Origin of the sequence: Bacillus sp. CFBP9009, from assembly GCF_036541465.1 — a bacterium.
GTDB lineage: Bacteria > Bacillota > Bacilli > Bacillales > DSM-1321 > Peribacillus.
Genome location: NZ_JAZHFU010000004.1, coordinates 287,120 through 307,529 on the forward strand (window position 1 = coordinate 287,120; position 20,410 = coordinate 307,529).

Annotated in this window: 22 protein-coding genes and 1 pseudogene; 2 read left to right on the forward strand and 21 right to left on the reverse strand. The window is 41.3% G+C overall.

Annotated elements, in window-relative coordinates; translation table 11 throughout:
- Positions 1–220: 220 nt before the first annotated feature.
- The 18 genes from V3595_RS14505 to spoIIIAA form a co-directional block, all read right to left on the reverse strand.
- Positions 221–1,048 carry a TlyA family RNA methyltransferase gene (locus tag V3595_RS14505; RefSeq protein ID WP_485907904.1) on the reverse strand — a complete coding sequence of 276 codons (828 nt, stop codon included), beginning with the start codon at positions 1,046–1,048 and terminating at the stop codon, positions 221–223.
- A 4-nt stretch (positions 1,049–1,052) separates the two neighbouring features.
- Positions 1,053–2,945, reverse strand: coding sequence for a 1-deoxy-D-xylulose-5-phosphate synthase (gene dxs, locus V3595_RS14510; protein ID WP_485907905.1), 1,893 nt, complete (start codon positions 2,943–2,945; stop codon positions 1,053–1,055).
- Between the two features lie 248 nt (positions 2,946–3,193).
- The gene (locus tag V3595_RS14515) at positions 3,194–4,087 is read right to left on the reverse strand and encodes a polyprenyl synthetase family protein (protein WP_101222525.1); all 894 of its coding nucleotides are present in this window, start codon (positions 4,085–4,087) and stop codon (positions 3,194–3,196) included.
- Between the two features lies 1 nt (position 4,088).
- Positions 4,089–4,322 (reverse strand): exodeoxyribonuclease VII small subunit, encoded by a 234-nt coding sequence (locus V3595_RS14520; protein WP_034308286.1) that lies wholly within the window; start codon positions 4,320–4,322, stop codon positions 4,089–4,091.
- A complete protein-coding gene (gene xseA, locus V3595_RS14525; RefSeq protein WP_485907906.1) occupies positions 4,319–5,671 on the reverse strand; it encodes an exodeoxyribonuclease VII large subunit in 1,353 nt (450 codons plus the stop codon). Before xseA ends, V3595_RS14520 begins: the two co-directional genes overlap by 4 nt.
- Positions 5,672–5,800: 129 nt before the next feature.
- Positions 5,801–6,676: a bifunctional methylenetetrahydrofolate dehydrogenase/methenyltetrahydrofolate cyclohydrolase FolD gene (folD, locus tag V3595_RS14530; RefSeq protein WP_485907907.1), complete on the reverse strand. Its 876-nt coding sequence runs from the start codon at positions 6,674–6,676 to the stop codon at positions 5,801–5,803.
- 69 nt (positions 6,677–6,745) lie between these two features.
- Entirely contained in the window at positions 6,746–7,138 is a 393-nt protein-coding gene (gene nusB, locus V3595_RS14535) for a transcription antitermination factor NusB (RefSeq protein WP_101222528.1), read from the reverse strand.
- A 450-nt stretch (positions 7,139–7,588) separates the two neighbouring features.
- Positions 7,589–7,993: an Asp23/Gls24 family envelope stress response protein gene (locus V3595_RS14540; RefSeq protein WP_222620245.1), complete on the reverse strand. Its 405-nt coding sequence runs from the start codon at positions 7,991–7,993 to the stop codon at positions 7,589–7,591.
- A 37-nt stretch (positions 7,994–8,030) separates the two neighbouring features.
- Positions 8,031–9,383, reverse strand: a complete 1,353-nt coding sequence (accC, locus tag V3595_RS14545) for an acetyl-CoA carboxylase biotin carboxylase subunit (RefSeq protein ID WP_402897586.1) — start codon at positions 9,381–9,383, stop codon at positions 8,031–8,033.
- Between the two features lie 14 nt (positions 9,384–9,397).
- A complete protein-coding gene (gene accB / locus V3595_RS14550; protein ID WP_137016193.1) occupies positions 9,398–9,889 on the reverse strand; it encodes an acetyl-CoA carboxylase biotin carboxyl carrier protein in 492 nt (163 codons plus the stop codon).
- A gap of 615 nt (positions 9,890–10,504) precedes the next feature.
- Positions 10,505–11,098, reverse strand: a complete 594-nt coding sequence (locus V3595_RS14555; protein WP_485907908.1) for a SpoIIIAH-like family protein — start codon at positions 11,096–11,098, stop codon at positions 10,505–10,507.
- A 14-nt stretch (positions 11,099–11,112) separates the two neighbouring features.
- Entirely contained in the window at positions 11,113–11,784 is a 672-nt protein-coding gene (gene spoIIIAG / locus V3595_RS14560) for a stage III sporulation protein AG (protein ID WP_260359032.1), read from the reverse strand.
- A 7-nt stretch (positions 11,785–11,791) separates the two neighbouring features.
- Positions 11,792–12,400, reverse strand: a complete 609-nt coding sequence (gene spoIIIAF / locus V3595_RS14565; RefSeq protein WP_485907910.1) for a stage III sporulation protein AF — start codon at positions 12,398–12,400, stop codon at positions 11,792–11,794.
- A 16-nt stretch (positions 12,401–12,416) separates the two neighbouring features.
- Positions 12,417–13,625, reverse strand: coding sequence for a stage III sporulation protein AE (spoIIIAE, locus tag V3595_RS14570; protein WP_402897592.1), 1,209 nt, complete (start codon positions 13,623–13,625; stop codon positions 12,417–12,419).
- A gap of 33 nt (positions 13,626–13,658) precedes the next feature.
- A complete protein-coding gene (gene spoIIIAD, locus V3595_RS14575; protein ID WP_094246647.1) occupies positions 13,659–14,048 on the reverse strand; it encodes a stage III sporulation protein AD in 390 nt (129 codons plus the stop codon).
- A gap of 14 nt (positions 14,049–14,062) precedes the next feature.
- The gene (gene spoIIIAC / locus V3595_RS14580; protein WP_034308319.1) at positions 14,063–14,266 is read right to left on the reverse strand and encodes a stage III sporulation protein AC; all 204 of its coding nucleotides are present in this window, start codon (positions 14,264–14,266) and stop codon (positions 14,063–14,065) included.
- Between the two features lie 21 nt (positions 14,267–14,287).
- Positions 14,288–14,803: a stage III sporulation protein SpoIIIAB gene (gene spoIIIAB, locus V3595_RS14585; protein ID WP_137016202.1), complete on the reverse strand. Its 516-nt coding sequence runs from the start codon at positions 14,801–14,803 to the stop codon at positions 14,288–14,290.
- Positions 14,796–15,728, reverse strand: a complete 933-nt coding sequence (gene spoIIIAA / locus V3595_RS14590) for a stage III sporulation protein AA (RefSeq protein ID WP_485907913.1) — start codon at positions 15,726–15,728, stop codon at positions 14,796–14,798. The genes spoIIIAB and spoIIIAA overlap by 8 nt, the downstream gene beginning before the upstream one ends.
- A 261-nt stretch (positions 15,729–15,989) precedes the next feature.
- Between spoIIIAA and V3595_RS14595 the strand changes: the two are divergent.
- Positions 15,990–16,940, forward strand: a pseudogene (locus V3595_RS14595) (IS1595 family transposase).
- Positions 16,941–17,090: 150 nt separating this feature from the next.
- Positions 17,091–17,585: a DinB family protein gene (locus V3595_RS14600; RefSeq protein ID WP_485907914.1), complete on the forward strand. Its 495-nt coding sequence runs from the start codon at positions 17,091–17,093 to the stop codon at positions 17,583–17,585.
- A gap of 726 nt (positions 17,586–18,311) precedes the next feature.
- Here the strand turns inward: V3595_RS14600 and efp are convergent.
- From efp to aroQ, 3 genes are read right to left on the reverse strand one after another with little or no spacing between them, the layout of a single operon-like run.
- Positions 18,312–18,869, reverse strand: coding sequence for an elongation factor P (efp, locus tag V3595_RS14605; protein ID WP_034308328.1), 558 nt, complete (start codon positions 18,867–18,869; stop codon positions 18,312–18,314).
- Between the two features lie 26 nt (positions 18,870–18,895).
- On the reverse strand, positions 18,896–19,957 hold the full coding sequence (locus V3595_RS14610) for a M24 family metallopeptidase (RefSeq protein WP_485907916.1): 1,062 nt from the start codon (positions 19,955–19,957) through the stop codon (positions 18,896–18,898).
- A complete protein-coding gene (aroQ, locus tag V3595_RS14615) occupies positions 19,958–20,404 on the reverse strand; it encodes a type II 3-dehydroquinate dehydratase (RefSeq protein WP_485907918.1) in 447 nt (148 codons plus the stop codon).
- Positions 20,405–20,410: the final 6 nt, after the last annotated feature.

The following is a 20,410-nucleotide window of genomic DNA, read 5'->3' on the forward strand; positions in this document are numbered from 1 at the left end:
TACGTGCAAATAGGCCGCTTTAGAAAGTGGCTAATATTAATGTTATCGGATTTTTATGCAATTGTACAACTTTTTCTCTAAAAATGAATACAAGTCTATTTTTTTGTACGTACCTATTTTATGTATCCACCATTAAATGGTTCAGTGCATGACCACAATCTATAGTTAAAAAGCTCCTTTAGCCAACCATTCAGCCAAAGGAGCCCATACAAAGTTCTAACTATTCTTTTTTAAATTGGGCATGGGCCTCTCCAACGATGTCGTCAACCGTTTTCGAAAGCAATATCGCTCCTTCATCCTTCGACCCTTGCCAGTGTAAATGAAGTAAGAATTCAATATTTCCATCACCGCCGGTAATCGGTGAGAAGGAGGCATCCTTAATATCATAGCCTTCCTTTATAGAAAAAGAAATGATCTTATCCAATACTTGTTTATGGATTTTGGGATCGCGAACAATCCCCTTTTTACCCACTTGATCCTTCCCAGCTTCGAATTGCGGTTTAACCAAGGCAACGACATCACTATTCGGGACGAGCAAGGTCTTTAGCACCGGTAAAATTAACGTAAGCGAGATGAAAGAAACATCAATGCTTGCAAAGTTTGGCATCTCCCCATCGAGATCGGCGGGTGTAACATAACGAAAATTGGTTCGTTCCATTACTTTAACCCGCTCATCCTGCCTAAGCTTCCAAGCAAGTTGATTATAGCCCACATCAAGCGCATAAGACATTAGAGCGCCATTTTGCAATGCACAATCCGTGAACCCACCAGTTGATGAACCGATATCAAGCAGTATTTTTCCATTCACTTGTAAATCGAATTCCCTTAATGCCTTCTCAAGTTTAAGACCGCCTCTTGAAACGTAAGGCATGACTTTTCCTTTGATCGTAAATTCGAGATCGACCGGCACTTTTTCCCCCGGTTTTTCGTACCTCTCTTCATTCGCGTAGACAAGACCAGCCATAACCATACGCTTCGCTTTTTCACGTGTATCGGCCAAGCCTTGTTCTACAAGTAATACATCTACTCTTTCTTTCATCACTTTCATATTGTCAGGCCCTTTTTTCTTTTTTGGGTGTTATCATTTTAATCTTTTTGATCGCTGTCTCAGTCGTTAAACCGATTTCTTCAAGCAGTTCATCGACACTTCCATGTTCAATGAAATAATCAGGTATCCCCATTCGATCTATAATTGCCCCATAAAATCCTTGATCATGGGCATATTCAAGTACTGAACTACCAAAACCACCTTGAAGAACCGCTTCTTCTATTGTCAAAATAGGCATTTTTTCACCAAGGAGACTGCTTAGCATGTTCTCATCCAAAGGCTTAATGAACCGGGCATTGATCACCTTAACTGAATAATCCTCTTTCTCGAGCAGTTCTGCCGCTTCAAGAGCCATGGGAATCGTTGTACCGAACGTTAAGATGGCAGCATCCGTTCCTTCTTTAAGAACTTCCCACGAACCGATTGGAATCTGCTGTAATTCAGTATCCATCACAACTCCCCAACCATTCCCACGAGGGAAACGCATAGCAATAGGACCATCATCATAGTTTAAGGCCGTATTGACCATATGCTGACCTTCGTTTTCATCTTTCGGCATCATCAACACCATATTCGGTACATGGCGTAAGAAAGCAATGTCGAAAACGCCTTGATGCGTTTCACCATCGGAACCAACTAATCCGGCACGGTCGATCCCAATGAATACGTTCAAATTCTGACGGCAGATATCATGCACCACCTGGTCATAAGCCCTTTGCAGGAATGTTGAATATATAGCCAGGAAAGGTTTCATTTTTTGCGTTGCCAATCCGGCTGCAAAAGTTGCAGCATGCTGCTCGGCAATCCCTACATCATAGAAACGCTCTGGAAACTCTTGAGAAAAGCCCACCAATTTCGAACCTACGGGCATTGCAGGTGTAATCGCGACAATCCGCTCATCGTCACGGGCTAGCCTGCTGACAGTATCGCTTACAAGAGCGCTCCAAGCAGGACCTTTACTAGGGGATTTCACGAAATCGCCTGTCTCGATTTTGTATGGGCCTGTCCCATGCCAGTTTCCTGTTGTATCCAGCTCGGCAGGTGAATAGCCTTTGCCTTTTTTCGTGATGACATGCAGCAGTACAGGTCCCTTCGTTTTCTTGGCATATCTTAAATTCTCCAGCAATTCTTCATAATTATGACCATCCACTGGTCCAAGGTATGTGAAACCGAGCTCCTCGAAAAAGATTCCTGAAACCAATAAGTACTTCATGCTATCCTTAAGGCGTTCAGCTGTAGCTGCAAGTTTACCACCAACTGCAGGGATTTTTTTCAAAAGCAGCTCCAATTCATCTTTTGCCCAGTTATATTTACCCGCTGTACGCAATCTTCCCAATATCGTGTGCAGGGCACCTACGTTAGGTGCTATGGACATTTCATTATCATTCAGGATAACGATCATGTCCTTTTTTTCATCACCGATATGATTCAACGCTTCAAGCGCCATTCCGCCTGTTAGGGCACCGTCCCCAATCACTGGCAGAATAAAACTGTTTTCACCTTTGATATCACGGGCAGCAGCCATTCCCATTGCAGCTGAAAGGGAAGTCGAACTGTGACCGGTTTCCCAAACATCATGGGGGCTTTCGATCATTTTAGGAAAACCGCAAAGACCTTTGTATTTCTTTAAGGTGTCGAACTCTCCTGCTCTGCCAGTCAGGATCTTATGAACATAGGATTGATGTCCGACATCCCATAAAATTTTATCATTCGGACTGTCGAATTCTTTATGCAAGGCTATAGTCAACTCGACGACACCTAAATTGGGACCAATATGCCCACCTGTCACCGATAATTTTTCCACGAGGAATTTACGTACTTCCATACTTAACTCGACAAGTTCTTCATTATTCATCTTCTTCAAAAAAGAAGGGTCTTTTATAGATAGAAGATCCAAACAGGACCACTCACTTTCTGTCATTTTCGGTTATAAGCATAAACAAAGCCTCATAAAAGAGGGCTATGGGGGACTTGACCGAAAAATTGGTTTTAAGTTAAAAAATAGCCGCCAACACCCAGGTGATTTCGGCGGCTTAATATACCTATTTTATCACGTATCTCAATTAAAAAATTCATTTTGATTTTCACATATTTTTGCACAATGAGTATACCATAAAACCTCAATTGATAACAAATTTAGCTCAATCAATGGTTACGGTTCGCTATTAAATCGGTTAGTTCATTCAACAAACCCGTTTGTAAGGTTGTTTTTCCTAAAGCGGCATGGGCAAGTTCTATATGATGTTCCAACTTTTCCTTTGCCCCTTGAAGCGTAAGTAAAGAAGGATATGTGCTTTTATGATTACCCACATCACTGCCAACCGGCTTGCCGATCAACTCGACGGACCCTTCAATATCCAGAATATCATCCCGAATTTGAAAAGCAAGCCCCAGGTGGTATGCAAAGTCACGTAAATGGAGTTGCTGTTCTTCATTCGCTCCGGATAATATAGCACCGGAAAGGATGCTTGCAGTCAATAACTTCCCTGTTTTATGTTCATGGATATACTCCAATTCCTGAAGGGTCAGCTGTTTATTTTCACCTTCCATATCGGCAACTTGACCTCCGACCATTCCTTCGGCTCCGGCAGACTTCGCAATTTCACTTACAAGGTTCAGCTTCATTTCAGCCGTCACCTCGGGATCGATCATATCCGTCACCAATTGAAAGCTATATGTAAGAAGCGCATCACCTGCCAGTATTGCCACCGCTTCACCGAACACTTTATGGTTCGTCGGTTTTCCGCGGCGGAGATCATCATCATCCATCGCCGGAAGATCATCATGAATCAAAGAATATGTATGGATCATTTCAATGGCAGCCGCCGCAGGAATCCCGATCCTCAAGCTTTTCCCAAAGGCCTCCAGCACCGCAAAGACCAATAACGGGCGAATCCGTTTACCCCCTGCCTCCAGCGAATAGATCATGGCTTCTTTGACCACTGCCGGTGCTTTAAGTTTATTGACATATTCCACGATTTCCCGTTCTATAACCGTTTTATATTCTTTAGAAAACATTTCAAAGGACGCCGTACCCATGTCATTCTTCCTCCTGTACAGCGAAGTTTTCAAGTTCCCCATCTTCGCGTAAAATTTGAGTCAACTGATCTTCAACAGCCTTAAGCTTTGAATGGCAAAGCCTTGATAAATCCATTCCTTGTTTATATATGGAGATGGCTTCTTCCAAGGGCACATCGCCTTCTTCCAACTGTTCTACAATTTTTTCGAGATTCTCCATCGCTTCTTCAAATGTAGCTTCCTGTTTTTTTGTCATGGTTCAATCCGCTCCTTTATTTCTTTAATTTCACATTCAAGGGTTCCATCTTTTATCGAAACCGCTATCTTATCCCCTTTGGATACTTGCTGTGTACTTTTCACTAATGTCTCATCCTCAGCAAAAACCAATCCATAGCCCCGTTCCATGATTTTTAGTGGACTGAGAGCAGACAAAGTGGCTGTAATATGAACGAATTGCTGTGATTTTTGCCGATAGATGGCTTCCATGGCCCTACGTAAAACCTTTGCATGCTGCCGCAATTCATCTTTCGCATTTTTCACCGCTTGTTCAGGATGCTGCTTTTTCAGAATTTCGTTCAGCTGATTCAGCTCATCTCTCTTTTTCATGAAATATCGCGTGCTGGTCCTCCCTAGCCTGTCCATCGTCTTGTCTAGCTGTTCCAGCTTCTGTTCATACATTTTATGCGGATAACGGAAAGCATAAGACCTCTCCATCCTGGTCAAACGGGTTCGTTCAAAATTAACCGCTTCTTGAATGGAGCGGGTCAACCGATTTTTGCGGTTCATCAGGCGTTCGAGTATTTCATTCAAGTGAGGAACCGCTAACTCCGCTGCACCAGTCGGTGTAGGAGCACGCATATCGGCGACAAAATCAGCAATGGTAAAATCAGTTTCGTGACCGACAGCAGAAATTACCGGTATATCGGAATCATAAATCGATTCAGCCACTATCTCCTCATTAAAGGCCCATAGCTCCTCGATCGACCCGCCACCCCTTCCGACAATGAGAACATCGCTTTCCGCCCTTGCGTTAGCCATTGAAATTGCCTTGGCAATCGATTTAGCGGCATTATTCCCTTGTACAAGTGCTGGATAAACGATGATCCTGGCGATTGGATATCTCCGCTTGATGGTTATCAGGATATCTCTTAATGCAGCTCCGGTCGGGGAGGTTATGACTCCTACAGACTTAGGGTACTGCGGGATCGGCTTCTTATGTTCGGCCAAAAACAAACCTGCAGCCTCCAGCTTTTTCTTCAGCTGTTCATAAGCAAGATACAAATCCCCCACACCATCAGGGGCCATGCTTTTCACATAAAGCTGATACTGTCCCCCAGCTTCATATAACGATATATCGCCCTTAACAAGTACCTTCATACCATTTTCGGGCAGGAATTTCATCCCTTTATTATTTGCAGCAAACATAACGGAAAGAAGTCGGGCCTTCTCATCCTTTAAAGTAAAATACATATGTCCGCTTGTATGTTGTTTAAAATTCGAAATTTCACCTTTTATGTATACATTTTGCAAATGGGGGTCGGCATCGAATTTCCTTTTGATGTACTTAGTTAAAGCCGACACACTCAAATATTGTTGGTTGCTCATATAATGTCTCCTTCCGATGGAAATCGGATATAAAGAAAACTCACCTATGGATCCATGAATGGAAAAAAAGCGGTCTCCCGTTATTATAAAACAAGAGGTCCGCTTCTTTAAAATAATTTAACGTTTTTTTCAGTTTTTTAATGCTTGCTTGTTCAGTTCAAGTGCTTTTTGAGCAGATTTGACCGTATTCTTCATAAGCATCGTAATCGTCATGGGACCAACGCCTTTAGGAACAGGTGTAATGTATGAAGCCTTATTTTTCACTTCATCAAATGCCACATCACCGCAAAGCTTCCCTTCATCATTCCTGTTCATTCCGACGTCAATGACGACTGCGCCTTCTTTAATATGGTCACTCGTGATCGTGTCCCTCTTTCCGACAGCTGCCACAACGACATCGGCTTGCTTGGTATAATATGCAAGATCCTTTGTCCGTGAATGACAGTATGTAACGGTTGCATTTGCATTCAAAAACAATTGTCCGGCTGGTTTTCCGACGATATTACTTCTCCCAACGATGACAACATGCTTACCTTCAAGGTCGTAGTCGATATACTCAAGCATCACCATGACGCCGTATGGAGTACAAGGTAAAAATGCATCCTGTCCCGTCATCATCCGCCCAATATTAATCGGGTGAAATCCATCTACATCCTTTTCAGGGGAAATCGCTTCAATGATCGCTTTTTCCTGAATATGTCCAGGCAATGGCAGCTGCACCAATATACCATGAATGCTGTCATCCTGGTTTAATTCAGCAATGCTCTGAATTAATTCCTCCTGAGAGAGTTCCGCAGGCTTTTTAATTAATACGGAATGCATACCCAAGTCCTCACAGGCCTTTTGCTTATTGCGCACATAGGTTTGTGATGCTTGATTGTCACCCACCAGGATTACAGCCAAACCCGGAACGATATTTTTTTCACGTAACTGTTGAACTTCCTTACTGATTTCCTGCCTAACTGACTCTGCAATTTCTTTACCATTAATGATTTGAGCTGACATGTGTTTATTCCTCCCAAGTTAATTTTGCTAAAGAAATTGCTGAGAGAATCCTTGTTCAAGGCTGCAGCTTTAGCTGCCGCTTTTCACCTTCACTTTGGATAAAACGGCATTTACAAAGCTGCTCGATTGATCATCACCGAATTTCTTAGCAATTTCAATAGCTTCATTCATTGCGACACTTACAGGAACATCTTCACTGTGAATCATTTCATAAACCGCGATCCGCAGTAAATTCCGATCAATGTTCGCCAGTCTTTCCAACGTCCAATTCTCTAAATTGTCCCTGATCATTCCATCAATTTGTTCACGATTTTCCGTTATCCCCATTACTAATTTCTTGAAGTATTCATCAGTAGGAGCACCATCCAGTACGCTTTCCATTGCTTCTTCTGCATTCGAGTTGGCAATATCTATTTGATATAGTGCTTGAAGGGATTTTTCACGGGCTTCTCTTCTTTTCATAATCTTACTCCTTTAACATCTACTATTATATATGAAAATGCTAGAACAAACGAACATTAAATAACATTTTTTCAAAAATATTAAGATTTTCGCTATATTATTTAAAAAACAAGCTAAATCCCACTAAAATTAAGGCCAAAAGACTCAAATATCTTGATTCAGGATAACAATTCAAGATTACATTCGGAATTAAACGGCCAACACAGTCCCATACTTTTTGAAAGTGTCAAAAAGCTCATGCCTAGCTTTCATGCTCATATTTCACCTATTACACTCTAACAGAAATCACCCTTGAATTAAAGGGAAACTTCCAGACACCGCCTTATTATGTTCATTTAAATTTAATATTATAAGCAGGCCTCAAAAACGGGGTATCTGGAGTTAACATTCAAAAAAACAAAAACCCGGCTTTTTGCCGGGTTTTTGCAGGTGCGAATCGAATTAAGCCACTTACACTTCTTGTTCGTAATCCGCTTCTTGTTTAGCGTTCTCAAACGCAATGCCCACTACATGAATGTTCACTTCGCCCGCGTCGATAGCGGTCATATTCAACAAAGCTTCACGAATGTTATCTTGCACTTCCTGAGCAACTTTCGGAATTGAAACACCAAACTTCATGACACAATAAAGTTCGACTTTGATGGATTCTCCCGTTAAGTCCACTTTAACACCTTTACCGTGGTTCTTTTTCCCAAGCTTTTCAACAACACCTGTGGCGAAATTACCGCGCATATGTGCAACACCTTCAACTTCCGATGCAGCGATACCCGCAATCACCTCTATTACCTCAGGTGCGATCTCCACTTTGCCCAGCCCACTATTATAATCATTCATTTCGAGTAATTGGCCTTCCATTTCACTCATTCAAAAGCACCTCCTGTCTTCCTTTACATTATGAGTTCATTACATCATATATTTCAAGGAATTTGGTATTAAATTCTCCGGAAACAAATTGTTCATGCTGAAGTAACTTAATATGGAAAGGAATTGTGGTACTGATCCCTTCAATGACAAACTCACCTAAGGCGCGTTTCATCTTCTCGATTGCCTCTTCCCTAGTAGGTGCATGGACAATCAATTTAGCGATCATGGAATCGTAATACGGCGGTATCGAGTACCCAGGGTATGCCGCGGAATCAACACGAACTCCGTAGCCGCCTGGCGGTAAATACATTTGAATCTTACCTGCGGAAGGCATGAAATTCTTTTCTGGATTTTCCGCATTGATCCGGCATTCGATAGACCATCCGTTATAAGTGACATCCTCTTGCGAAAGCGATAGTTTGCTGCCTGAAGCAACTTTGATCTGTTCTTTAATCAAATCCACGCCCGTTACCATTTCTGTAACTGGGTGTTCAACCTGGATACGTGTATTCATTTCCATAAAGTAGTATTTTCTATTCACATAGTCATAAATAAATTCTACTGTTCCGGCACCTGAATAATTAACGGCAAGTGCTGCCGTAACTGCAGCCTGCCCCATTTCCGCACGTGTTTCACCATCCAATGCCGGTGAAGGGGTTTCTTCAACAAGTTTTTGCAAACGTCGCTGGACCGTACAATCACGCTCACCTAAATGGATGGCATTGCCATGATTATCTGCCATGACCTGTATTTCAACGTGCCGGAAGTCCTCGATGAACTTTTCAATATACACGCCTGGATTCCCAAATGCCGTCGCGGCTTCCTGTTGTGTGATGTTAATGCCTTTAATGAGATCTTCTTCCGTCCTTGCGACGCGGATACCTTTACCGCCCCCGCCGGCAGTAGCTTTGATGATGACTGGATAGCCCATTTCATTAGCTAAAGCCACACCCTCATCCGTATCCTTAATTATGCCTTTAGAACCTGGTACGATCGGTACACCAGCTTTGCGCATGGTTTCCCTTGCTACGTCCTTTGTTCCCATTTTATTGATTGCTTCGGGGCTAGGACCGATGAAAATGATATTGCATTCACGGCATAGCTCAGCAAAGTCAGCATTTTCAGCAAGGAATCCATATCCTGGGTGAATCGCATCGGATCCCGTTTTCTTGGCTGTGCTGATAATGTTCGTTGTATTTAAATAACTGTCTTTTGATAATTTAGGACCGATGCAATATGCTTCATCCGCAAGTTGAACATGTAATGCTTCTTTATCTGCTTCTGAATAGACCGCAACAGTCTCGATTCCTAATTCCTTGCATGCCCGGATGATTCGGACAGCAATTTCCCCGCGATTGGCAATTAATACCTTTTTAATCATTTAGAAACAGCTCCTCATTCCGGCTTTACTAAAAATAATGGTTGACCATATTCTACAAGCTGGCCTTCTTTTACAAGGACTTCAACGATTTCACCGCTTACTTCGGCTTCGATTTCATTGAAAAGCTTCATGGCTTCCACGATGCAGACAATGGAATCCCCCGTTACTTTATCGCCTGTTTTTACGTATGCAGGTGAATCCGGTGCAGGAGATTGGTAGAATGTCCCGACCATCGGAGAAGTGATTTTATGTAAATTTTCAGTGTCTGCTGCAGCCGGTTTTGCAGGTTCAACAGCTTTCGGCACTTCAGGGGCAGGGGCCGCTGCGGGCTTGACCTCTACAGCTGCATTGGTTTGAACAACTGCTGGAGCTGCTGCTGGGTGTAATACTGTACCCGTTTCAGTTTTTTTCAATTTAATTTTCGTTCCTTCATTTTCAAAAACGAATTCACTGATATTTGATTGATCGACTAGCTTAATAATTTCACGAATTTCTTGCACTTTCATTTTGTGGCACCCCTTGTCTAATTTAATATGAGTTTGTGAGGCAATAATATTTTATGTAACCTTACCCTTAGCTTATCCTACTTTGTCCAATACTGCACAAAGTAGCCGCTTTCTTTATGCGAATGCGAATAAACTGAATACAAACCTCATCTGTATTATAACAGATATTTCACTTTCTCAAAATATTGTTTCCCTTAGAGAATTGAAAAGTTTATGACCAGCTTCTAACATCATACAATATTAGCTTATACAAATTCAATGATAGATTAGTTGTAACTTGTTATCCATACTTTTATATTACACCTTTATTATAATATTGTGAATATTTTTCAACTGGGGCACCTTAACGCTTTCTCTTGAATTTTGCATTTCACTCGTAGAAAATCAGCAATAATATCCACCATAATTACTTTTCTAGAATATTACGGAGGATGAATATCACCGATTCTATTTGAGTTCCTGATATCAATTGACATAAAAAAACTTTTCCTCTAAAGTTTCCCGGTTTGAGATAGTTAAAAAAATCATAATAAAAAGCCTCCCTTTTTTTATTAAGGAGGGCTTTCAAATTTTTAGGATGTTAGACTGTTCTGTATCAGCGTTCTGTATGTGTGATTACTTTTCCGGTTGGAAGTCGACCACTACATTTTGCGCATCGCTCACTTCTTTCCTTACGAGGCGGATAATGTTATTAGCCTCTGTTTTCGTTTGTTTATCGGCCTTGACACTCACCTTTACATCCGTTCCGTCCACCCGGACCAGTGCGGCATTGTAATCCATGGCAACAATTAAGTTTTCGATGATATTTTCTTTTACTTTCGTTTCACTTAATTGTTCGATTTTTGCATAAGCCTCGTCTCGTTCTTCAGCTGATAATTCTGTGTTGCCCATCTTTGCAGTCAATTCTTCATTCAGCTTCGCCCGTTCATCTTCAATCTGCATCCTTAAGGATTCGAACTCATCTCCAGATGCAATGGTTACAGAGGAACCTTCTGTATTTTTGGACGTTTCTTTTTCACTATTAGTTTCCCCTTTTGTATCCGCTTTGTTCTCTGTTTTACTTTCAGTTTTATTTTCTTCCTGTTCCATTTGCTCTGTCGACGTCATATCGGCGGCATTTTCTTCAGGAGCGGTTAAATAATAGACTGAAAGCACAACGACCAAACTTAGCATAGTCAATAACCAAACGGTTTGTTTTTTTAATAACATGTAGATTTTCCCCCTTATTTTTTAGGCATGACAGAAACTCTGTGACTCGGTACATCAAGTGAGCGTGTGACAGCCTCGATGATCCACTTCTTTATTTGAATGTTTTCGGCCCCTTTTGCGACTACCAGGACTCCTCGTACACTAGGTTTTTTCGTTTCCGAAATGATCGGTCCTTCTTTCTCACCGCTCTTGACCAAAACGAGCTGTTCATCAACCGATGTGTCTTCGACCGTCCTTTTGCCGCCTTCCTGGTCGGTTTCTTCAGTGACTTGTTTTTGGGTGACTTTGTTTCGTTCATATACTTTCTTCTCGGATGCATCGACGTAGATTACGACTTTCACATCCTGGACGCCTGCGATGGATTCAAGCGCTTCCTTCATTTCATTCTGTAGATATATTTCATAGTCTTTTGTAGTCTTGAATTCTGATTTCTTCTGACCGAATGTTTCAACATCCTCTTCATCATCCTGCTGTTTATCATTATTGAATACAGTCGTCACTTCAGATGTTTGTCCCGTCTGGTTGGTGGTTAACAAATTCCCGGCCATCATGATTCCCGATCCCAAAAGGACAACTATTAGAGCATAGACATACAGGGAAGGTTTTTTTTCCTTAGGCTCTTTTTGGTCAGGGTCTTTATTTAATAGTTTTTGCAGCCAGGATAATGGACCTTTGTCTTTGTTCAATACTCAGTCACTTCCTTTCCCCGGCGATTTCAATGATCTCTTCATCAACAGACCAACTTGTTGCCAGAAACCTTTTGACAGCCTCCAGATTGGCATCATTTGAAGTGGATGGGCTATCTGCATTGATATCAACCTTCGCTACTGCCTCTATCTCCGAGTTTTCTTTCCCTTCTGCCTTTTCCAATGAGATGGTTATGTTCTGCAGATCATCAACACCAGGTTCTTCCTCATTCTTGACCCCTACATCAATTGAACTAATCTTCATGTTATAATCCACCATCAGCTCCTCTTCCACTTCTGCCTGTAAGTCAACAGCCATTTGTTTTAAAATATATGCACCCTGGGTAGCTTGTATTTCTTTTTTCTTCATTTCTGTCAAATTTCCTAAATCTTTTTTTTTCTGATCCTCAAATTCACTAGTAGCCGCAGTGAGAATATCATCGAAATCCTTATTGAATAATCCCAATATAGGAGTGATGATGATCGCAATCAGTAAAAGCCCGATAACCATTTTGGCATACTTCTGTAAAGCTGAATTCGGAAGAAGCATATCGATCACAGTAGCCAGCAATACAAATATGATGATGTTGGATACCCAGCCAGCTAAAAAACTCACCAAGCCCTCCTCCTTTCTAACGAACCATCAAGGTAATGTTTCCAGAGGCGATAATTACCGTGATACTTAAAAAAAACATGAGTGAGACAATGGCCAATGCAGCGAAAATATAAATCATGCTTTTACTAATAATGTCAAGGCATTTTATTACAGGTCCTCCGCCAAGCGGCTGCAAAAGACTCGCTGCCAATTTATAGACAAAAGAAATCATCAGGATTTTTATGGCGGGAAACGTGGTAATGAGCAAGAGTATGATGACGCCAGACAAGCCGACTGTATTCTTCAAAAGAACGGAGGCACTTATGACCGTATCCGTTGCATCGGTAAACATGCGCCCTATTACCGGTATAAAGTTACCTGTCACGAATTTGGCTGTCCTGATCGTCACTCCGTCAGCTACAGCAGATGATGCCCCCTGAACGGATATTACACCAAGAAATATGGTCATGAATGCCCCAAGGATACCGATGGCAAAATTACGGAGAAGCTGTGCCAGCTGTGTCACTTTATAATGTTCGGTCAGCGTGCTGACGATGCTTAAAATCGCTGCAAAGAATAATAACGGAAGGACGACAAACTGGATCAAGATACCGCTTGTATTCATCAAAAACATTAATACCGGGTGAAAGAAAGCTGCTGATACAAGTCCCCCTGAAGCAGCTATCAATGCCAAGAGTAAAGGGATGAGCGCCATTAAAAAGGAAATCATCAAATCTATCGTATCTTTTGTATATTCAATCGCCACATGAAAACTGTTAAGTGCCAAAATGATCAGCACCATATAAACGATTGCATAAGCGACCTTACTCACGGAGCTTTGCTCGAACGCATTCTGCAAAGACTGGAGGAACATGCTGAAAACGGTTAATAAAATGAGTGATCCCAGCAGCTTTCCATTCACGAGCAGTTCATGAAAAATGAATTTTGTCATTCCCTTTATCCATTCGTCAAAGGAAAATTTCTTATCGCCGCTTACGAAGTCCATAAAGCTCCCTTTCTGGCTTTCCGGTAGAAATCCTCCATATTCCGTAACGATGTCATCCCAATATTGTTTGAGCTCATCGACACCCAGCCTTTCTATTTGGGCTTGTACCAGCTCGGACTGCATGATCGGCTCTTGTTCGATTTCACCATTTTCAGGATTTTCGGCAGCTTGTCCAATAGATGCATGCAAAAAAAAGAGTAAAACGAATAGAATGGATAAGTAAGGCATCCGCTGCTTCATACATTCACCTCATTGACTAGTAGAAGTAATCCGTTAACTTGGGAGCATCTGTAAAATCGTTTCGATAATGACCGTTAAAATCGGAATCGCCATGGCAAGAATCAAGATTTTTCCGCTTAATTCTATTTTGGAAGCGAGGGAACCTTGCCCTGCATCTTTTGTAATTTGAGAAGCGAATTCTGCAATATAGGCAATTCCGATTATTTTTAAGATGGTCTCTAGATACACGGTATTTACATTCGCATTAACCGCGATTTTTTCTAACATTAAAATAATTTCGTATATTTTGTCAGCCAAAAAAAGAAAAATGGAGCATCCTACAAAAACGACAAGCAGGAAGGCGAAATTTGGTTTTTGCTCTTTGACGATCAGTGCCAAAAAGGTGGCAACTAGGGCAATGGCCACGATTTTTATGATTTCAATCGCGAATCCCTCCCTTACTGAAATAGAAATACAGATTTAATTTTTTGAAATAAATCCTCTACTACAGAAGCTACCATGAATAAAATATAGATGAATCCGAAAAGTGTCACCCACTGGGCATATTCCTTCTTCCCAACCTGATCGAGTATCGTGTGAAGAAATGCCACTACTAGCCCCACACCCGCTATTTTAAATATGATGTCCACATCAATGCCCATTTTCATTCCCCCCACATATTCCTACATCAGCAAGATGATCAATAATAACCCTGATAAAAAACCAAGACTTTTCATCATTTTTTCATATTTTCCCTGTCGGTCGAGTGCATCGCTCTCTTCCCGTTCCAAGTGTGCCATCGTTAGCATGATTTGCTTTTGCTGATGATATTTATCGCTTTTTCCAAGCGTCTCCCCAAACTGTGAAAGAATCTCGAATTCCCCCTGTTTTAAAGCAAGTGATTGCCATATTTTCTTCAAACTATCATCCCATGCTTCCTTGACGGTGGTCTCTCCGGACTCGAGTCGGTTTGCAAATGCATCGAAAAAGATGGATAAAGGTTTGGCCATCTGTTTAGAAAGTTTCCTTGACGCTTCTTTCAAAGGTGTATGACCAAACATTATTTCGGCTTCAAGCGATTGCATGGCGACTTTCAGCTGTCTCAGTTGACGAGGCCTCATACTTAATTTTTTCGCAGCTTCGAAACCTGCCCATGTCGTTGCAATAATAATTATTGCTGCTCCAATTAACTTAAACATGCGTGTTCACACTTCCCCCCAAGAAAATGGGAACTCCCGCAGCATCAAGGACATTGTAGCTCCTCTTACCGGATTTACTTCTCTGTAATTCTATAAACCGTTCAAAGATGTTTTGCTTTAATATTTCGGCGATAAAAGGTCGTTTTTTAATTTCATCCAGTGTATGACCATGTGTAGTTATCATGAGTTTAATACCTGCGTTCACGGCTTCCAGCACAGCCTGCGTATCCGCTGCGCGGCCTATTTCATCCACGATCAATACATCCGGGGACATCGAACGGATCATCATCATCATCCCTTCCGCTTTAGGACATCCATCGAGCACATCAACCCTTGTTCCAAATTGGAGCTGCGGCACTCCATGAACACATCCGGCAATTTCCGAGCGCTCGTCCACTATCCCCACCTTTTGAGGGGCAATGCCGTGTTTTTCATTACCACTGGATATCATTCTTGCAATATCACGTAATATGGTCGTTTTTCCCGTTTGCGGAGCACCAATCAACATTGTATGCTGCCATTCCCCGTCATATAAGTAAGAAGTGAGCGGTTCAGCTGCACCTATTTTTTCACGTGCAACCCGAATATTGAAGGAGGAAATATCCCTGATCGCTTTGACCGACCCATTTTCCAAAATCACCTTGCCAGCAAGCCCCACCCGATGTCCGCCTGCTATGGTTATATATCCTCGCTTTAATTCTTCCTCAAGTGTATATAACGAAAATTGACCTATTTGATTCAATAATTGATCCGCATCCGAATGGGTCACTTCATAGGAAAAGAAGTATGGTTCCCCTCCTACAATGACCTCAAGCGGCCTTCCAACCCGAATTCGCAGCTCTTCCATCTTATCGATCATCATCGGTGTCATACCCCGGAGTTGCTCGTATAATTTTTTCGGTAAAAAAGAAAGAATCGTTTCCATTTTGACAATCCTCCTGTATACACCACTTTCAATAAAATATATGCCGACCACCCTGCAATGATGACAGGCTATTAAAGAAACAGACCATATATTGATTTTTTTATGACTTCGGATCTTAAAAAGACAAAAAAAGTCCGAGAAATTAAACTCGGTCTACAGTCTTTTTATTTAATGGTTTTGTTAAAGAATAATGTTGTTATTTGATTTACTCGAACATTTGTTCTATAACGAACTAAAATTACCGAGAGCGAGTGAGTTTTACTGGCGTTATCTGACATAATTAACCAAATCAGAAATCTTAGCCAAAGAGACCAGCAGCGATTGAAGGAGTTCTTCACAAACTCATTAGGGAGTGCGGGAGAAACAGAGTCTGTATTCACTGATGTATCAGAACAGAAACACAAAGACGGCTACACCTGCACCCATTGTCAACCCACTAATGTCATTGCTTCGGTAAATATCAGGTAAAAATTCCAATCAATACCATTGAACGTCAAAGATACCGCTGCAAAGAGCGCGGTAAAACATTCACAGATATGACGAACACTCCTCTTCACAGAACTCATATGCCTAGTAAATGGCTTCAGTTCAGCGAATGTATGATTGAAGGGTATTCCCTTCGGAAATCAGCTAAACTCATTGGTGCTCATTATGTGTCGCTTTTTTATTGGAGGCATAAAATTCTAACTGCATTGAAACAGATGGATTTTGAACTTTTCGAAGGCATAGTAGAAATGGATGAAACCTATTTCCTTTATTCCGAGAAAGGAAAAACAGAATATCCAAGGTCGAAAACCAAGGTTACGCGGTGGTAGTTCGGAGTTTAGAGGAATAAGTAAGGACCAAGTGTTAGGTTCCAAGCTATCAATACAAAATGTACTATGTACGGATGCTTGGCGGGCGTTTATGACTTATGCCAAAGAAAAAGGAATTGAGCATCATCGCTTTAAAGCAAATGGCAGGGAGCGAGTTAAAGGGATTTATCACATCCAGAATGTAAATAGTTATCACAGCCGTTTAAAGAGCTGGATGGAGCGTTTTAATGGTGTAGCGACTAAATATCTAGACCTTTTTTTGAGCTGGTTCCAATTCTTAGACACCATCAAACATATAAAAGATAACTTTACGATAACCAAAACGGTTTTAGACAGTTGTTCTTTCTCAGTTAACACAACTTATGATAAACTAAAGTTATCAGAATTTTCCAATTAACGGAACGTTAATTGTTCCGTTAAAGGGCCAGCTTAATTGAACAAGGAATTGGCATGACACCCTAATTAGTGAGCTATCTACAACACGCCGCAAATGAATTTTGACCAAAGAGATTATCTATTAAAGGGATTAAATTGGAGGGAATAGAAAATGGATGTAAAGACACTTTTGTTACAACAATGGGCAAGCTGCTTAGATGAAGAAGACTGGTTTCCACCACTTGAAAAAGTGCTAAAAGATATTACTTTTGAACAGGCAATTTGGAAACCAGCTGATGGGGCAATGAATTCCATTTGGGAATTAGTTTGTCATTTACTTTTCTATGAAAAGAGATTTCTGATGCGGTTTCTTGGTGAAACATCGAATGAACCACAGGCAGAAAATAATGAATCTACATTTCGATTACCAACTGAGACGTTAGAAAATTGGAAGGAAACAAAACAAGAATACTTTTATGTTCATCGTGAACTTGGAAAAATACTAGCAAAATCAGAACATGAAGATTTGTATAGACAGATCCCAGGAGAAGATAATTCATTAGTGCTTGAACTGAAGAGTTTAGCAATGCACGACGCATATCATATTGGGCAAATTGTATTCCTTAGTAAAATGCAAGGAGCTTGGCCAGGGAAACGCAGCTTTTAAAAAAGCTTCATTAGCTTTACAGTTATTCCATTATAGGGGGCTTTAATGGAATAAGAACGGGAACGTCCAAATCGGACGTTCCCATATTTTATACCTGAAAAACAACAATACTACTTAACAAAGCCTATTTAATAAAAGTTGCAGTTGATTTTAGAAATCCAGTGAGGGTTCCACTCCATAAAAAAGGTAAAACATGAAGGATAACCAAGTCTTCTCTTCTGTAGACAAACTCGATGAAAATCGAGTTTGTCTACAGTTTTTTTATGGCTTGTACAATTTGGACGTTGATTGGAACGTAGTGCACCCGCTCCAATCAACTTTGTTTTAACTTTTAGATAGAACCCTTTTGCCTAAAGTCTTTATTGTTTTAAAATAGAATTATTAAAACTTGAGGTGATGAGGATTCTTTTTTTAACATGATTCTATTCAGCGAGATCAGCTTGAAATGATTACTTTAGACCAACTGGTGCCAGCTTGTAAAATGGAGATTTAAAGTACACAACAACAAATAAAAAGGGCTATCGTGAGTACAAATCCTACAGTGTACAGAAAGTAAAGACCATCAGATAGTGGTGACACGCCATATTCGGCAAGAATATATGGAATCATCTGCGTCATCATGAAGTCAAATCCACTAAAAAATCAAAAAGGTTTCGGAATGAGTCCATTCCGAAACCTTTTTGTCTACAAACTGAAACCGAGATCTTCACCTCGGTCTTCTTTCATTTATGCACGTGATACGTATGATCCTTCATTTGTATTGATCAATAGTTTGTCACCTTGGTTGATGAAGAATGGAACTTGAACCGAAAGGCCCGTCTCAAGTACGGCTGACTTCGTGCCGCCTGAAGATGTATCGCCTTTAATTCCCGGCTCCGTTTCCGCCACTTCAAGTTCCACTGTGTTTGGAAGCTCGACCCCAAGTGTTTCCGCTTGGAAAGTCATGATATGCACTTCCATATTTTCCTTAAGGAATTTAAGTTCACGTTCAATGCTTGATGCAGGCAGCTCGATTTGGTCATATGTTTCGTTATCCATGAATACATGGCTATCTCCACTTGCATAAAGGTACTGCATCTTGCGATTTTCGATATGTGCTTTAGCAACTTTTTCACCAGCACGGAATGTTTTCTCTTGGATTGAACCCGTACGAAGGTTACGAAGTTTAGAACGTACAAAAGCTGCACCTTTACCAGGTTTAACGTGTTGGAACTCGATAACCTGCCAAATTCCATTATCTACTTCAATCGTAACACCCGTGCGAAAATCGTTTACAGAAATCATAAATTTGTCCTCCTACATGTACATGTTTACAGAATGATTAACTCTTTGGTTGAATGAGTAAGTGCTTCGTTACCATCAAGTGTAACGATTGTATCATCTTCAATCCGCACTCCGCCTACCCCCGGTAAGTAAATGCCCGGTTCAACGGTTACGGCCATACCTGGTTCTAAAATGATATCAGACCTAACGGATAATGCTGGACCCTCATGAACTTCAAGACCGATTCCATGTCCGGTCGAATGTCCAAAATACTGCCCATATCCCTTTTCTTCAATTAGATTTCGAGTTAGTGCATCCGCTTCCCTGCCAGTCATACCAGGTTTGATTCCAGCCATCCCTCGCAGTTGAGCTTCTAAAACAATGTCATAAATATTAATAAGTTCTTCACTTGGCTTGCCAACCGCTAATGTCCGAGTGATGTCAGACACATACCCATTATAGTATGCCCCGTAATCCAATGTGACGAAATCGCCTTTTTCAATGATTTTATCCGTAGCCACTCCATGCGGAAGTGCGGACCTTAAGCCGGATGCTACAATAATATCGAAGGAAGAAGAAGTTGCCCCTTGTTTCCTCATAAAGAACTCAAGTTCATTGGATACATCCAGTTCCGAGATCCCTGGACGCAGGAAATCCAGAATATGTGTAAACGCAGCATCAGCAATAGCAGCCGCTTCCTTTAATATCTTAATCTCTGATGAAGTCTTTATCAAGCGTAAATTCTCAATTACCCCCGACACCGGCAAAAGTTGACCATCAAAGGCCGCTTCGTATGCCTTATATGTAGCATAAGTCAGGTGTTCTTGCTCAAAGCCCAGCTTGCCAATATTCATCGCTTTAGCCTGCTTGCCGACTTCTTCGATGATGGTTCCTTTGTGTTGAACGATCTCATAGTCCGGCGCCTGCTTGCCCGCTTGTTCCACGTATCTGAAATCAGTGATGAATATAGCTTCTTTTTGGGAAATAAGCACAACGCCTGCACTTCCCGTAAAGTTGGTCATGAATCGACGGTTATATGTACTGGTAATCAAAAAACCATCAATGCCCGCCTTTTCCATTGAGGCTCTTAAGCGCATTAGTTTATTCATTTAATTTCTCCCCTTTGCAATCTTTGTGATCGCCTGCAACGCCAATTCATATCCGTGTATCCCCAAGCCGACAATCTGTCCCGCTGTTACCGGTGCGGTCACTGATTCATGCCGAAAGCTTTCACGGGCATGTATGTTCGAAATATGCACTTCCACCACTGGAACATCAATTCCGGCTATTGCATCACGAATCGCATAGCTATAATGAGTAAAAGCTCCAGGATTAATGATAATCCCGTCGATCCCATGATCCTCTGACCAATGGAGCTTGTCGATAATCGCTCCCTCATGGTTAGTTTGAAAAGAGGTTAATTCCACATTTAACCCTTGTGCTTGCAGCATTAATTGCGCTTCCACATCCGCAAGCGTCGAGGATCCATAATGCGCAGGTTCCCGCTTCCCCAAGCGATTTAAATTCGGACCATTGATTAGTAAGATTTTTGTCATCATCAA